At 67.2% G+C, this 13,929-nt stretch carries 13 protein-coding genes and 1 tRNA gene; 12 read left to right on the forward strand and 2 right to left on the reverse strand.

Annotation, left to right across the window (positions count from 1 at the left end; translation table 11 throughout):
• The first annotated feature begins 23 nt into the window (after nucleotides 1-23).
• The 3 genes from V8324_RS03800 to V8324_RS03810 all read left to right on the forward strand — a co-directional run bounded on the left by V8324_RS03800 (nucleotide 24) and on the right by V8324_RS03810 (nucleotide 3,511).
• Nucleotides 24-1,310: an ABC transporter substrate-binding protein gene (locus V8324_RS03800; RefSeq protein ID WP_336418593.1), complete on the forward strand. Its 1,287-nt coding sequence runs from the start codon at nucleotides 24-26 to the stop codon at nucleotides 1,308-1,310.
• 110 nt (nucleotides 1,311-1,420) lie between these two features.
• Nucleotides 1,421-2,245: an ABC transporter ATP-binding protein gene (locus tag V8324_RS03805; RefSeq protein ID WP_336418594.1), complete on the forward strand. Its 825-nt coding sequence runs from the start codon at nucleotides 1,421-1,423 to the stop codon at nucleotides 2,243-2,245.
• A gap of 45 nt (nucleotides 2,246-2,290) precedes the next feature.
• Entirely contained in the window at nucleotides 2,291-3,511 is a 1,221-nt protein-coding gene (locus tag V8324_RS03810; RefSeq protein ID WP_336418595.1) for a phenylacetate--CoA ligase family protein, read from the forward strand.
• A gap of 63 nt (nucleotides 3,512-3,574) precedes the next feature.
• On the opposite strand, the gene V8324_RS03815 is transcribed toward V8324_RS03810, so the two are convergent.
• Nucleotides 3,575-4,813 (reverse strand): NAD(P)/FAD-dependent oxidoreductase, encoded by a 1,239-nt coding sequence (locus tag V8324_RS03815; protein ID WP_336418669.1) that lies wholly within the window; start codon nucleotides 4,811-4,813, stop codon nucleotides 3,575-3,577.
• 216 nt (nucleotides 4,814-5,029) lie between these two features.
• Between V8324_RS03815 and V8324_RS03820 the strand changes: the two genes are divergently transcribed.
• From V8324_RS03820 to V8324_RS03835, 4 genes are all read left to right on the forward strand, one after another.
• Nucleotides 5,030-5,728 carry a CDP-alcohol phosphatidyltransferase family protein gene (locus V8324_RS03820; RefSeq protein ID WP_336418596.1) on the forward strand — a complete coding sequence of 233 codons (699 nt, stop codon included), beginning with the start codon at nucleotides 5,030-5,032 and terminating at the stop codon, nucleotides 5,726-5,728.
• Complete coding sequence (locus V8324_RS03825) at nucleotides 5,725-7,362, forward strand: sulfatase-like hydrolase/transferase (RefSeq protein WP_336418597.1); 1,638 nt, start codon at nucleotides 5,725-5,727, stop codon at nucleotides 7,360-7,362. The genes V8324_RS03820 and V8324_RS03825 overlap by 4 nt, the downstream gene beginning before the upstream one ends.
• 11 nt (nucleotides 7,363-7,373) lie before the next feature.
• Nucleotides 7,374-8,303, forward strand: coding sequence for a lysylphosphatidylglycerol synthase transmembrane domain-containing protein (locus V8324_RS03830; RefSeq protein WP_336418598.1), 930 nt, complete (start codon nucleotides 7,374-7,376; stop codon nucleotides 8,301-8,303).
• Between the two features lie 65 nt (nucleotides 8,304-8,368).
• The gene (locus V8324_RS03835; RefSeq protein ID WP_336418599.1) at nucleotides 8,369-9,100 is read left to right on the forward strand and encodes an FkbM family methyltransferase; all 732 of its coding nucleotides are present in this window, start codon (nucleotides 8,369-8,371) and stop codon (nucleotides 9,098-9,100) included.
• A gap of 366 nt (nucleotides 9,101-9,466) precedes the next feature.
• On the opposite strand, the gene V8324_RS03840 is transcribed toward V8324_RS03835, so the two are convergent.
• Nucleotides 9,467-9,542: transfer RNA gene (locus tag V8324_RS03840), tRNA-Thr, on the reverse strand.
• Nucleotides 9,543-10,041: 499 nt separating this feature from the next.
• Here V8324_RS03840 and V8324_RS03845 point away from each other — a divergent pair.
• The 5 genes from V8324_RS03845 to V8324_RS03865 all read left to right on the forward strand — a co-directional run bounded on the left by V8324_RS03845 (nucleotide 10,042) and on the right by V8324_RS03865 (nucleotide 13,929).
• The gene (locus V8324_RS03845; protein ID WP_336418600.1) at nucleotides 10,042-10,542 is read left to right on the forward strand and encodes a YbjN domain-containing protein; all 501 of its coding nucleotides are present in this window, start codon (nucleotides 10,042-10,044) and stop codon (nucleotides 10,540-10,542) included.
• Between the two features lie 40 nt (nucleotides 10,543-10,582).
• Nucleotides 10,583-11,398 carry a pyrroline-5-carboxylate reductase gene (gene proC, locus V8324_RS03850; protein WP_336418601.1) on the forward strand — a complete coding sequence of 272 codons (816 nt, stop codon included), beginning with the start codon at nucleotides 10,583-10,585 and terminating at the stop codon, nucleotides 11,396-11,398.
• Complete coding sequence (locus V8324_RS03855; RefSeq protein WP_336418602.1) at nucleotides 11,391-11,729, forward strand: tRNA-binding protein; 339 nt, start codon at nucleotides 11,391-11,393, stop codon at nucleotides 11,727-11,729. Before proC ends, V8324_RS03855 begins: the two co-directional genes overlap by 8 nt.
• Nucleotides 11,726-12,682, forward strand: coding sequence for a 2-hydroxyacid dehydrogenase (locus V8324_RS03860; protein WP_336418603.1), 957 nt, complete (start codon nucleotides 11,726-11,728; stop codon nucleotides 12,680-12,682). Before V8324_RS03855 ends, V8324_RS03860 begins: the two co-directional genes overlap by 4 nt.
• Nucleotides 12,683-12,807: 125 nt before the next feature.
• Entirely contained in the window at nucleotides 12,808-13,929 is a 1,122-nt protein-coding gene (locus V8324_RS03865; RefSeq protein WP_336418604.1) for a beta-ketoacyl-ACP synthase III, read from the forward strand.

The raw sequence follows: 13,929 nt of genomic DNA on the forward strand, positions 1-13,929 counted from the left end.
AAAACCAAGGGAGGACCCAACCGATGAGACAGAACCTTATGATGGCGGCGACCGCCGTGGCACTGGCCGCGGGGCCGGCCATGGCCGAATTGACGATCGTCGATACCAGCTACCGCACCGGGCCATATGCCGCGAACGGCGTGCCGTTCTCGGACGGCTACCAGGATTATTTCACGCTGCTCAACCAGCGTGATGGCGGCATCGGCGGCGAGCGCATCAACCTCGTGGAATGCGAGACCGGCTACAACACCGAGAAGGGCGTCGAGTGCTACGAGGCCACCAAGGGCGCGGGCGACGGCGCGCTGATCTACCAGCCGCTGTCGACGGGCATCACCTACCAGCTGATTCCCAAGGCCAGCGCCGACGGCATCCCGCTGCACACGATGGGCTACGGCCGGACGTCTGCCAAGAACGGCGCGGTGTTCGAGTGGGTCTTCAACTACCCGGCCAATTACTGGGACGGGGCGAGCCATGCGATCACCCATATCCTTGACGAGAACGGCGGGAATATCGAGGGCCGCAAGATCGCGCTGGTCTACCACAATTCCGCCTACGGCAAGGAGCCGATCCGCACGCTGGAAGAGCTGGCCAAGAAGCACGGATTCGAGCTGATGCTGCTGCCGGTGGACCATCCCGGGCAGGAGCAGGGCTCGCAATGGCTGCGGATCCGGCGCGAACGCCCCGACAACGTGATCATGTGGGGCTGGGGCGTTATGAACCAGGTCGCCATCCAGGAAGCGGTGAACATCCGCTACCCGATGGACCAGTTCATCGGCATCTGGTGGTCGGGATCCGAGAATGACGTGAAATCGGCCGGCGCCGGGGCCGATGGCTACAAGGCGCTGACTTTCCACAACCTCGGTTCGGATTACCCGGTCTATGACGATATCCGCGAGCATGTCGTCGATACCGGCAACGCCGCCGGCGCGGGCGACCAGCTTGGGACCGTGCTATACAACCGGGGCATGTATGCCGCGATGTTGGCCGCCGAAGCCGTCAAGACCGCGCAGGAGATGCACGGCATGAGCGCCATCGACGCGGCACAGATGCGTGACGGCATGGAGAACCTAGAGATGACCGAGGAGAAGATGGCGGCGCTCGGTCTGCCGAATTTCGGCCCCGAATTCACCGTGACCTGCGAAAACCACGGCGGCAACGGCATGGGCGCCGTGTCGCAGTGGAATGCCGAGGCCGGCGAGTTCGACTTGATCACCGATTACTTCCAGTCGGACCAGGAGATCATCTCGCAGCTCGTCGCGGAGGATTCGAAGCAATATGCCGAGGAGAACGGCATAGAGCCGCGCTGCTGAGCGGGCGACGCGATGCCCGGCCGCCGCGGGTCTGGGCGGCCGGGCGAATTCGAGTATTTACGGAAAGATGAAGACGGACGCCCTGCGTCCCCTGAAGGCGGAGAGTTTTGATGCTGGATGCGTCGTCACGTGACGAGCCTCTTCTGGAGGTCAACAATATCGAGGTGATCTACAATCACGTGATCCTCGTGCTGAAGGGCGTCAGCCTCGACGTGCCCAAGGGCGGGATCATCGCGCTTCTGGGGGGCAACGGGGCCGGCAAGACCACCACGCTCAAGGCGATCTCCAACCTTCTGAAATCCGAACGCGGCGAAGTCACGAAGGGGTCGATCCGCTACCGCGGCGAGGGGGTGCAGCACCTGCTGCCCTCGGACCTGGTGCAGCGCGGGGTGGTGCAGGTGATGGAGGGGCGGCACTGCTTCGAGCATCTGACGGTCGAGGAGAACCTGCTGACCGGCGCGTATACACGCGGCGCCTCGCGCGGCCAGATCGACGCGGATCTCGACATGGTCTACCAGTATTTCCCGCGCATCAAGGAGCGTCGTCGCAGCCAGGCGGGCTATACCTCTGGCGGCGAGCAGCAGATGGTGGCGATCGGGCGCGCGCTGATGGCCAGGCCCGAGACGATCCTGTTGGACGAGCCGTCGATGGGGCTGGCGCCGCAACTGGTCGAGCAGATCTTCGGGATCGTCAAGTCATTGAACGAGAAGGAGGGCTACACCTTCCTTCTGGCCGAGCAGAACACCAATGTCGCGCTGCGCTTCGCGCATCACGGCTATATCCTGGAATCGGGGCGCGTGGTGATGGATGGCCCCGCCGCCGATCTGCGCGAGAACCCCGATGTGAAGGAATTCTATCTCGGCATGGCCGAGGAGGGCCGCAAATCGTTCCGCGACGTGCGCAGCTATCGCCGCCGCAAGAGGTGGCTCGCGTGACGGTGGTCCTGTCGCAATTCGCAGCCCGCGCCGAAGGATGATGGCATGACGCAGTATTACGACGAGTTGGAGACCCGCAGCGCCGCCGACCGCGCCGAGGCGATCGCCCGAGATCTTCCCGAACAGATCGCGCGGGCACAGGCCTTGTCTGGCTACGGCGCCACGCTGGACGGGGTCGAGCCGCGGGAGATCATCGGCGCGGCCGAACTGGGGCATCTGCCGGTGCTGCGCAAATCCGACCTCGGGCGCGCGCAGGAGGATGCCGCCCCGTTCGGCGGGCTGACGCGCCTGCCGCCGCATGGTTTCGCGCATGTCTTCCAGTCGCCCGGCCCGATCTACGAGCCCGGCGGCGCCGGCCATGACTGGTGGCGTGTGGGCCGGTTCCTGCATGCCTGCGGCGTGGGGCAGGGCGATATCGTGCAGAACTGCTTCGGCTACCACCTGACCCCGGCCGGCATGATCTTCGAAAGCGGCGCGCGCGCCGTGGGCGCCGCGGTACTGCCCGCCGGCACCGGGCAGACCGAGTTGCAGGCCCGCGCCGCGCATGACGTGGGCGTTACGGCCTATGCCGGCACGCCGGATTACCTGAAGGTCATCCTCGACAAGGCCGACGAGATGGGGCTTCATTTGCAGATCACCAAGGCGGCGGTGGGGGGCGGGGCGCTGTTCCCGTCACTGCGCAACGAATACGCCGCGCGCGGGATATCCTGCCTGCAATGCTACGCGACCGCCGATCTCGGCAATATCGCCTATGAAAGCGGGGCGCAGGACGGGATGATCGTCGAGGAGGGGGTGATCGTCGAGATCGTACGCCCGGGCACCGGTGATCCGGTGGCGGCGGGCGAGGTCGGCGAGGTTGTGGTCACCACGCTCAACCCAGACTACCCGCTGATCCGCTTCGCCACCGGCGACCTGAGCGCCGTGCTGGAGGGGACAAGCCCTTGTGGGCGGACAAACATGCGCATCAAGGGCTGGATGGGACGCGCCGATCAGACCACCAAGATCAAGGGCATGTTCGTGCGCCCCGAGCAGGTGGCCGCATTGGTGGCGCGGCATGAGGCAATTTCCCGCGCCCGCGTGATCGCCAGCCGCGAGGGCGAGGCGGATGTCATGACCGTGCGCATCGAGGCAACCGGGGGCGAGGCGGCGCATTATGCCGAGGCGGTGCGCGACACGCTGAAGCTGAAGGGGCAGATCGAGATCGTGCCGCCGGGGACCTTGCCGAATGACGGCAAGGTGATCGAGGATCTGCGCAGCTACGATTGAGCTGGGGGGCGAAATCTTCCAAAGATTTCGGACCGCGATCTTTGCAAGATCGCGGCGTGGCGATCAGGTGAAGCGGTTCGCGTCATAGGGCCCGAGGTCGATGTTGAGGCGTTTGTCCGAGACCAGATCGGCCACCATGCGCCCGGTTTTCGGCCCCGCCGTCAGCCCGATATGCTGGTGCCCGAAGGCCGCGTGGACGCCGGTTGAGCCGATCTCGCCGATCAGCGGCAGGCTGTCGGGGGTCGAGGGGCGAAAGCCCACCCATTCCTCGGCGCTGTCATAGGTGAGGTCGGGAAAGACCCGCGCCGTCTCGCGGCGGATCAGATCGAGCGGGGCGCGCGACGGCCCCGTCGCGATGCCGCCCAGTTCGACCGTGCCGGCGCAGCGCAGCCCGTGCGCCATCGGGTTCACCGCGAACTTGCCGCTGGCGATCATCAGCGGGTGGCGCGGCATCTGCGACGGCCCGCGGAAATGCAGGTGATAGCCGCGCTCGGCTTCCAGCGGCACGCGCAGGCCAAGCCTGCGCATCAGTGGTTTCGACCAGATGCCCGCCGCCAGCACCGCGGTGTCGCATGGCATCGGGCCGCGATCCGTTTGGACCCGGGTGATGCGCCCGTCCGTCAACGTGACGTCTGCGACCGTGGCCTGAAGGTAGCGCCCGCCCTCGGCCTCGAGCACGCGGGCGAGATCGGCCATGTAGGCGCCGGGGTCGAGGATATGCCCGTGGCCTTTCAGAAGCGCCAGGCATTGCGTGGCGGGCCCGAGCATCGGTTCCACCTCGCGCACCGCGGCGCCTTCGAGCACCTGCGGAACGTGACCGGCGGCGCGCTTGAGATCCCAGGAATAGGCGTCGGCCTCAAACGCGGCGCGGTCGGCATAGGCATAGCCGAAATCGCTGGTGGCGAGCCATTTCTCGGCCAGCGTGCCGCGCACCAGCGCCCGGTGCTGATCGACGCTGTCACCGACCAGCGGGATCAGCCCCTCGACCATCCGCGCGCAATCGCGCGGATTGGCGTTGCGCGCGAACTGCCACAGCCAGGGCAGCATGCGGGGCAGGTGGGACCATTGCACGAAAAGCGGCGCGTTCGGATCGGCGAGATACTTTGCCGCCGTGCGGATCAGCCCGGGCGTGTTGACCGGCACGATCCCCCAGCCGGCAAGCAGCCCGGCATTGCCCCATGAGGCCCCCGCGCCGGGCCGCTCGCGGTCGAGCAGGGTGACCTCGTGACCCGCGCGGCGCAGCCAGATGGCGGCGCTCAGCCCGCATATGCCGGCGCCGATGACGATGATGGTGCGGGACAGGGTCAAGACGGCCTCACTCGGGGCGGACACGGGGGGGCAGCGCTGCCACGTAACCGCAGCACGACGGCCCCGACAAGGGGCTCGTGCGGGGGCGCCACCCTTGGATGCAACACCAACCGGGCTTGATCCTTCGGGTGGCGCGCTAAACTAAGATGGATGGCCAATATCCAGCCCGACACAATTCCCCCAGGTGACCGTGCGCCGCGGGAGCGTGGCGTGCCCGTCTGGGCCATACGCTTTGCCTTGGCAGTGCTGGCCGGGGCCGGGGGCGTCTGTGCCGTGACACTGGCGGTTTTCGGCAGCCCGCTGGCGCATGCGGCGCCGGTGACCGCGCTATACCTTCTCTTGTGCGGCACGGTCGCGGTGTTCATGCGCGGGAGCTATCCGCATGCCGCGATCGGGCTGTGCAACCTCGTGACGCTGGCGCGGCTGGCGCTGACCGTGGCGCTCGTGGCGCCGATCCTCGGGGGCGGTGGGGCGCCGCACTGGGCGGTGTTCGCGGTGGCGCTGCTGGCGCTTGGTCTCGACGGACTCGACGGGTGGTTCGCACGACGGCAGGGTCTGGCCTCGGCCTTCGGTGCGCGCTTCGACATGGAGGTCGATGCCGGCCTCAGCCTGATCCTCGCACTCAATGCGCTGGTGGCGGATAGTGCCGGGCCGCTCGTGCTGCTTCTCGGCCTTCCGCGCTACGCCTTCGCGCTGGCGGGTCTGGCGCTGCCATGGCTGGCGCAGCCCTTGCCGGAGAGGTTCGGGCGCAAACTCGCCTGCGTGCTGCAGATCGGCGCGCTGGTGGCGTTGCAGGCACCGGTTCTGCCGCCGGCGCTGGCCGGACTGGCCGTCGCGGTCGCGGCGGTGGCCCTTGCCGTGTCGTTCGGCCGTGATCTGCGCTGGCTTCACGGCAGGCGCGTCGCGTGACCCGCGCGGGCGTCCTTGTGGCCCTGCGGCTCGGGCTGGCCGCGCTCGTGCTGCATCTTCTGCTGATCCAGCCGAACCACCCGGATGCCCTGACCTGGCGCGCGCTGAAATTCTTCGCGCTGGAATGGCCCGTGGTGCTGCTTGCGCTGATTGCCGCCGGCGGGCGCGCGGCGCTTGGCCTGCGCGTCGTGGTAAGCGTCGCGATCACCGTGCTGTGCGTCCTTAAAGCGGCCGATTTCGCGATGTTCACGGCGTTGGCGCGCGGGTTCAACCCTGTGGCCGATCTCGCCCTCGTCGAGGCCGGTTTGCGGCTTATGTCCGGTGCGATCGGGCCAATTCTCACCGCCCTTGCCGCGGTCGGCGCGGTGCTGGCGGTGGTCGCCGTCGCCGCGTCAACCTGGTGGGCGACCGGGGTCTGGGCCGCGGTCTCGCTCCCGTCCGCCGCGCGCGCGGTCACCGGCGCCGGCGCGGTGCTGTGCGCCGGGCTGGCCGTCGCGCAGATCGGCCACGCGATGGGCACATGGCGCCTGCCGGCGACGCCGCCCGGCGCGGCTTTCACCGCGCGCGTCGGGGTCGAACGGGCGCTTCTGGTGCGCGACACCTTGCGAGAGCTGACCACGTTCCGCCACGCGGCGGCACGCGATCGCCACGCTGGCAATACCCGTCTTTTCGACCGGATCGACCGCGACGTGCTCGTCGTCTTCGTCGAAAGCTACGGGCGCACTAGCCTCAACACGCGGTTCTATGCCGAGACCCACCGCGACACGCTGCGCCGCAACGCCGGCCGGCTGGCGGATAAGGGGCTGTCGACGGCCTCGGGGCTGCTCGCCGCGCCGACGCAGGGCGGGCAAAGCTGGCTGTCCCATGCCAGTTTCGCCAATGGGCTTTGGGTCAGCGACCAGGTGCGTTACGGGGCTGTGCTCGCGTCGGGGCGCGAGACACTCTACCACCTCGCGGCACGGTCGGGGTTCCACACCGCGGCGGTGATGCCGCAGATCACACTCGCCTGGCCCGAGGCGCAGGTCATGGGGTTCGACACGATCCTCGCGGCGCGTGACCTGGGATACGCGGGCGCGCCGTTCAACTGGGTCACCATGCCCGACCAGTTCACCCTCGCCGCGATGGACCGCATGCTGCGGCAGGATGCAGGCGATGCGCCGATCTTCGCGCAGATCGCGCTCGGGTCGTCGCATGCGCCCTGGGTGCCGGTGCCGACGCTTGTCGACTGGGACGAGATCGGCGACGGGCGCATCTTCAACGCCATGGCCGCGTCCGGTGACACGCCAAAGGAGGTGTGGCGCGACCGTGACCGGGTGCGCGCACAGTACCGCAAGGCGATTGATTACGCGCTGCGCACGGTGTTCGACTACGCCGCGCGGCAGGCCGGAGATCCGCCGCTGATGATCGTCCTCGGCGATCACCAGGCGGCCGAGTTCGTGGCGCTGGACGATCGCGCGGAGGTGCCCGTGCACGTCATCGGGCCCGCGCATCTCGTGTCGCCGTTCCTCGCGCGCGGATGGCGGGCCGGGTTGATCCCGGATCCCGAGCACCCCGTGCTCGGCATGGACCGGATGCGCGACCTTCTGATCGAGACCTATTCGTCGGGGGCCGCCGCGCCCGGGGCGGGCGGATGAGGGCGCGCCGCATGCCTGCCGGGGTCCTGCGCGCGGGACAGATCGTGCTGGCTGCAGCGCTTCTGGCGCTCTTGTGGCGGGTCGCGGGCGGCGATGAGGCGCTGCGCAGCCTTGCGACCGCGCAGTGGGGCTGGCTTGTGGCGGCAGTTGCGATCCTGACATTACAGACCGGGCTGTCAGCGCTGCGCTGGAAACTCACGGCAGGCCGGCTGGGGATCCGGCTGGGGGCGCGCGAGGCGCTGCGCGAATATTACCTCGCGCAGGCGGTGAACGTGTCTGTGCCGGGCGGCGTCGTCGGCGATGCGGGACGGGCGCTGCGCTCGCGCGCGCAGGCCGGGCTTCTGGCGGCCGGGCAGGCAGTACTGTTCGAGCGCCTTGCCGGACAGGCGGGGCTTTACGTGATCTTGGTCGCGAGTTTCGCGGTGACGCTGACATCGCCCGGCGGTATCGCGTGGCCGACATGGCTGCTCTTGCCCGTCGCGGTGTTCATCGCTGCCGGGCTTTGTCTACCACTGGGCCTGGGCCGGGCCAAGCGCATACGTGGACGTATGGGTAGCGTGCTGTGCGGGCTTCGCGATGCGGCTCGAAGGTCCCTGTTGGCGCCGCCGGTGATCGTGCCGCAGATCGCACTCAGTCTTGCGACGGCGCTTTGCAACCTCACCGCCTTCGGGGTATGCGCGGTCGCGGTCGGTCACGGTCTGAGCCCGGCCGCCATCGCCGCCTTCGGCCCGATCATCCTGCTGACGATGCTGGTGCCCGTCACGATCAGTGGCTGGGGCCTGCGCGAAGGCGCGGCGGTGGTGCTGTTCCCGTTGGCGGGCGGCACGGCCAGCGGCGGGCTGACCGCGAGCATCGCCTTCGGCCTGATGCTGATCGCGGCGTCTTTGCCGGGGGCCGTGGCGGTGCTGGGCGGCGCGCGGCGCGATCGGGTCGATCCCTGACACTGCGTCGCGGGGCATCGAGATATGCGAACGACACGACACCACACAACGCGAAAGGACGCGACATGCGACACTGGCTCGGATTCCTGCGCTCTGTGGTGATCTACCACAATCCGGCGATGATGCGGGCGTGGCGCCGGTTCTACGGTGACCTGCTGGTGCCGGGCGACCTGGTCTTCGACGTGGGCGCGCATATCGGCAACCGCAGCCGTGCCATGCGCGCGGCCGGGGCGCGGGTCGTCGCGATCGAGCCGCAACAGCCCTTCGCCGGCTTCCTGCGCCGCACGCTGCCGCGCGACATCACGCTGGTCGAGGCGGCCGCCGGCCGCGCCGAGGCCGAGGTCGAGATGGCCGTGTCGTCGCGTCACCCCACCGTGTCCTCGCTGCGTGCCGATTTCGTCAGCGGTGCCGCCGCTGCGCCGGGCTTCGCCCATGTCCGGTGGGATGCGACCCAACGGGTACGTATCGTCACGCTCGACGGGCTGATCGCGCGGTTCGGCGTGCCGCGCTATGTCAAGGTCGATGTCGAGGGCTACGAGATCGAGGTGCTGTCAGGGTTGTCACAGCCGGTGCCCATCGTGTCGGTCGAATTCCTGCCCGGGTTCCCGCATCTCACACTGGCGGTGATCGACCGGCTGGCAAAGCTCGGCGCGTACCGGTTCAATCCCGTGCAGGGCGAGGGGGGCGCGTTCCTGTGGCCCGACTGGCGCGACGGCGAGGCGGCCAAGGCATGGCTGGCCACCATGCCGCCTGATGCCACCTCGGGCGATCTTTTCGCGCGCTTGCCGGAGGCCTGACATGACACAAGCGATCCGACTCTTCCGCGCAAAGCGGTCGCACCGATGTCGGTTGCGCACACCCTGCTTGCGCAGCATGTGCCTGCCCGGCAGCTTCACGTCCCGGCACCGCAGATGAACTCGTACTCGTCCGAGCGGAGCGGCAGCGTTTCCGGTTCCGGCTTCTGCGACGTTCGCTGACCTCATGCGCAGGAAAAAAGACGCTCCCGGGCGACGTGCCACGGGATTTCAGTTCGTTCGGGATGCCATGGCTGAAATGAAATATCCAGTCCGTGACGACGGTGAACGGCCGCGACGCCTTGGAATGGTCTACGGTCCTGACGTCCGTCAAAACCTGGAGCGTCACCGCTTCGGTCGCTTATGATATGGTGCCCCAAGACGGACTTGAACCGCCGACCTACTATTTACGAAACAGTTGCTCTACCGACTGAGCTATTGGGGCACACGCGTTGGCGTTTAAACATTTGGATGGTGGCCCGCAAGTGGGGAAGCGGCCATGCCGCAAGGGATTCTGGCGGCTTTGCCGGGCGGCAGGGTGTCCGCGGCCTATGGCCGGGATTGCGAGAGCATCGACGCGTGCGAAAGCGCGCGCCCCGGCCGGTCGGGAGTGCGCGCAGAGAGAATTTCGAATGCCGACAGCCTTCGGGCTGCGCCGATCCGGTGGTGCACACCGGGATGCGGAGTTTGTGAAAAACCCGGGCTGATTCTGTACAGAACCCTTCTCCGAGCGGCGGGGCAGGGGCGGCCCGCCGCTCAATTGGGGTGGATTGTCAGTTACCCACAAGATATTGCCACCGCCCCCAACAAATCGCTTTACAGATGATGCTGATGCCCGCACCATATCTAGTATGGGCGACGGGACTGGCCCCCGCCCGTAGAGCAGGCACCTAGCGCTTGGGGTGGTATCCCGTCTCTCGCGCTATAGCAAATGAGGCGGCGCCATGGCACTTTCCGAACACGAATTTCAGGATGACCTTCACCCCATCGATATCGTTGAACATATTGCCGAGCATCATGATTGGGACTTCGACCGGATCGGTGACGACCAGATCGCCATGGCGGTCGAAGGGCAGTGGCGCACCTATTCCCTGACCCTCGCCTGGTCGCATCACGACGAAACCCTGCGACTCGTCTGCACCTACGAGATGGAGCCGCCAGATGACAAGCTGCCGGTGCTTTTTGAAATTCTCAACGAAATCAACGACAAATGCTGGTCGGGATCCTTCACTTGGTGGGCCGAGCACAAGTTGATGGTCTATCGCTACGGCCTCGTGATGGCCGGCGCGCAGGCGCCCAGCCCCGAGCAGGTCGATACGCTTCTCAGCGCCGCCGTGCTCAACGCGGAACGCTACTATCCGGCGCTGCAACTGGCCATCTGGGGCGATCAGACCCCGAAACAGGCGATGCAGGTCGCCATTGCGGAGGCCTATGGTCGCGCGTAACATCACCGCTGCAAGTGAATGAACGCGAACGGAGGTCGCCATGAGCATGCAGCGGATTGCCGAGGCCGGCCTTGTTTTACTGGGCTGCGGCAAGATGGGCGGCGCCATGTTGCAGGGATGGCTGGCGGACGGATTGCCGCCCGCCTCGGTCTGGGTGATCGACCCGAACCCGTCGAACTGGCTGCAGGGCACCGGTGTGCGGATCAACGAGGATCCGCCCGCCGCCCCCGGCATCGTTCTGGTCGCCGTAAAGCCGCAGATGATGGGCGACGCGCTGCCGGTACTGCAGGACATGGGCAATGGCGCCACGCTGTTCGTGTCGGTCGCCGCGGGCACGCCAATTTCCGTTTTCGAAGAGGCACTTGGCGCGAAAACCCCGATCGTTCGGGCGATGCCCAACACCCCCGCCGCGGTCGGGCGCGGCATCACCGCGATCGTCGGCAACGCCCGCACCAGCGTCGCGCAGCTCGACCAGGCCGAGATGTTGCTCGGGGCCGTCGGTCAGGTCGTGCGGCTCGACGGCGAGGAGCAGATGGACGCGGTTACCGGGGTTTCTGGCTCGGGCCCGGCCTATGTCTTTCACATGATCGAGTGCCTGGCGAAGGCGGGCGAGGCCGAGGGCCTGTCGTTTGACCTTGCGATGCAACTGGCGCAGGCGACGGTGGCCGGCGCCGGCGCGCTGGCCGAGGCCGCGGACGAGACCCCGGACGACCTGCGCAAGAACGTGACCAGCCCCAACGGGACCACCCAGGCCGGGCTCGAGGTGCTGATGGACGAGACGACCGGGCTGCCGCCGCTGATGGTGCGCACCGTCGCGGCGGCAGCAGGCCGGTCCCGGGCCCTGCGCGATGGCTGAGATCTCGTTCGACGATTTTCTGAAGGTCGATATCCGTGTCGGCCGGGTCACCGGGGCCGAAGGCTTTCCCGAGGCGCGCCGCCCGGCAATCAAGCTGTGGGTGGATTTCGGTCCCGAGCTCGGCGTGAAGCGATCCAGCGCGCAGATCACCGCGCATTACACGCCCGACGCGCTGATCGGTCGGCAGGTGATGGCGGTGGTGAATTTTCCGCCCCGGCAGATCGGCAGGTTCCTGTCGGAAGTGCTGGTGCTGGGGCTGAGCGACAGCCGGGGCGATGTCGTTCTGATCCGCCCCGATCAAGACGTCCCCCTGGGAGAGAGACTGCATTGAAACGGATCCTGATAACCCGGCCCATGCCGGACCGCGTGACCGATGCGGCCCGCGCGCTGTTCGAGGTCGAGACCCGCGACGACACCACGCCGATGAAACCCGGCCAGATGCGCGGCGCGCTGGCGCTTTATGACGGGATCCTGCCGACGCTCGGCGATCTTTTCTCGGCGGAGGTCTTCGAGGGGGCCGAAAGCTGCCGCTGCCGGATCCTCGCGAATTTCGGGGTCGGCTTCAATCACATCGATGCCAGCGCGGCCCGGGGGGCCGGCATCGCCGTGACCAACACGCCCGGCGCGGTCACCGATGCCACCGCCGATATTGCCATGACACTGCTCCTGATGAGCGCACGACGCGCCGGCGAGGGCGAACGCCTGGTGCGCGCGGGCCGCTGGCCCGGCTGGAACCCGACGCAGATGCTGGGACTGCATGTAACCGGAAAGACCGTCGGAATCGTCGGCATGGGCCGGATCGGGCAGGCCATCGCGAAGCGCTGTCACGACGGGTTCGGCATGAAGGTGGTCTATTACAACCGTTCGCCGAAACCGGTCGAGGTCGAGGCGCAGCAGGTCGACACGCTGGGCGATCTTGCCGCGCAAGCCGATATCGTGGTCGCCGCGGTGCCCGGCGGCGCCGAGACTCGACACCTGATTGGCGTCGACATGCTGTCGGCGATGAAGCCGACTGCGCATCTGGTCAACATCTCGCGCGGTGACGTGGTGGACGAGGCGGCGCTGATCACGGCCCTTCAGGAGGGGCACATCGCCGGCGCCGGCCTCGACGTCTACGAGCATGAGCCGACAGTGCCCGACGCGCTGACCGCCATGGAAAACGTCGTGTTGCTGCCGCATCTGGGGACCGCCGCGCTCGAAGTCCGCGAGGCCATGGGCCTCAAGGCGGTGGACAATCTGCGCGCCTTTTTCGCCGGCGAGACGCCGCCGGATCAGGTGAACTGACACTGCGCGGTCGGGGTTTCGGATATTCCTTCGACGAAGAATGGCACCCCTGACCGGTTGTCACGTCACGCGTGACGATGTGACACTACGGTAACGATCTGGCGCGACAAGCAAGGAGAACAGGGATGGGTCAGCCCGCGATAACCGGGTCAGGTGTGTTCACCCCGCCAGAGGTGATCACAAACGCTGAACTGGTCGAGGCGTTCAACGCCTACGCGGCGCGCTTCAACGCGCGCAACGCTGCCGAGATCGAGGCTGGCCGGATCGATGCGAAGGCGCCGTCGTCATCGGAGTTCATCGTCGGGGCCTCGGGGATCGAGCAGCGCCATGTGATGGAAAAGACAGGCATCCTCGATCCCGAAGTGATGTATCCGCGCCTGCGGGAGCGCGGCAATGACGAGCCGGGGATCATGGCGGAAATGGCGCTCGATGCCTGCGCGAAGGCGCTGAAGATGGCGGATCGTGAGGCGGCGGAGATCGACCTTGTCATCTGCGCCGCGTCCAACCACGAACGGCCCTATCCGGCGATCGCGATCGAGATACAGTCGTTCTTGGGGGCGGGTGGCTTCGCCTTCGACATGAATGTCGCCTGTTCCTCGGCCACGTTCGGGATCCAGGCCGCGGCGGACATGATCCGGTCCGGCAGCGCGCGCCGCGCCTTGGTGGTCAGCCCCGAGATATGTTCGGGGCATCTCGAATGGCGCGACAGGGATTGCCACTTCATTTTCGGGGACGTGTGCACCGCCGTGGTGATCGAACCCGCCGAGGAAGCCAAGGGCGCGCATTTCCTCGTGAAATCGACGCGCTGCGCCACGAAATTCTCGAACAACATTCGCAACAATAACGGGTTCCTGCGCCGCAGCCGGCCGGGTGGCCTGGCCGACCGGCGCGACATGCAGTTCGTGCAGGACGGGCGCCGCGTGTTCAAGGAGGTGCTGCCGCTGGTCTCGGCGCATATTCTTGGCCATCTCGACGATGAGGGCGTCGCGCCCCAGGCCCTGCGCCGGCTTTGGCTGCACCAGGCGAACAAGGCGATGAACGATTTCATCGGGCGCAAGGTCATGGGTCGCGTGCCAGAGCGGCACGAGCAGCCCAACATCTTGCAGGATTACGCCAACACGTCCTCGGCCGGATCGATCATCGCGTTCTCGCAGTATTCGGACGATCTGCAACCGGGTGACCGGGGCATGATCTGCTCGTTCGGCGCGGGCTATTCCGTGGGGTCGGTGCTGGTCGAGCGGGGCTGA

This window comes from Roseovarius sp. D22-M7, from assembly GCF_037083785.1.
Taxonomy (GTDB): domain Bacteria; phylum Pseudomonadota; class Alphaproteobacteria; order Rhodobacterales; family Rhodobacteraceae; genus Roseovarius.

Excerpts from the sequence above, each read along its gene's own strand:
- V8324_RS03800 (WP_336418593.1), top strand. The coding sequence starts at position 24 with ATGAGACAGAACCTTATGATGGCGGCGACCGCCGTGGCACTGGCCGCG.
- V8324_RS03845 (WP_336418600.1), top strand. The coding sequence starts at position 10,042 with ATGGCACTTTCCGAACACGAATTTCAGGATGACCTTCACCCCATCGAT.
- V8324_RS03865 (WP_336418604.1), top strand. The coding sequence starts at position 12,808 with ATGGGTCAGCCCGCGATAACCGGGTCAGGTGTGTTCACCCCGCCAGAG.
- V8324_RS03855 (WP_336418602.1), top strand. The coding sequence starts at position 11,391 with ATGGCTGAGATCTCGTTCGACGATTTTCTGAAGGTCGATATCCGTGTC.
- V8324_RS03830 (WP_336418598.1), top strand. The coding sequence starts at position 7,374 with ATGCCTGCCGGGGTCCTGCGCGCGGGACAGATCGTGCTGGCTGCAGCG.
- V8324_RS03805 (WP_336418594.1), top strand. The coding sequence starts at position 1,421 with ATGCTGGATGCGTCGTCACGTGACGAGCCTCTTCTGGAGGTCAACAAT.
- V8324_RS03835 (WP_336418599.1), top strand. The coding sequence starts at position 8,369 with ATGCGACACTGGCTCGGATTCCTGCGCTCTGTGGTGATCTACCACAAT.
- proC (WP_336418601.1), top strand. The coding sequence starts at position 10,583 with ATGAGCATGCAGCGGATTGCCGAGGCCGGCCTTGTTTTACTGGGCTGC.
- V8324_RS03810 (WP_336418595.1), top strand. The coding sequence starts at position 2,291 with ATGACGCAGTATTACGACGAGTTGGAGACCCGCAGCGCCGCCGACCGC.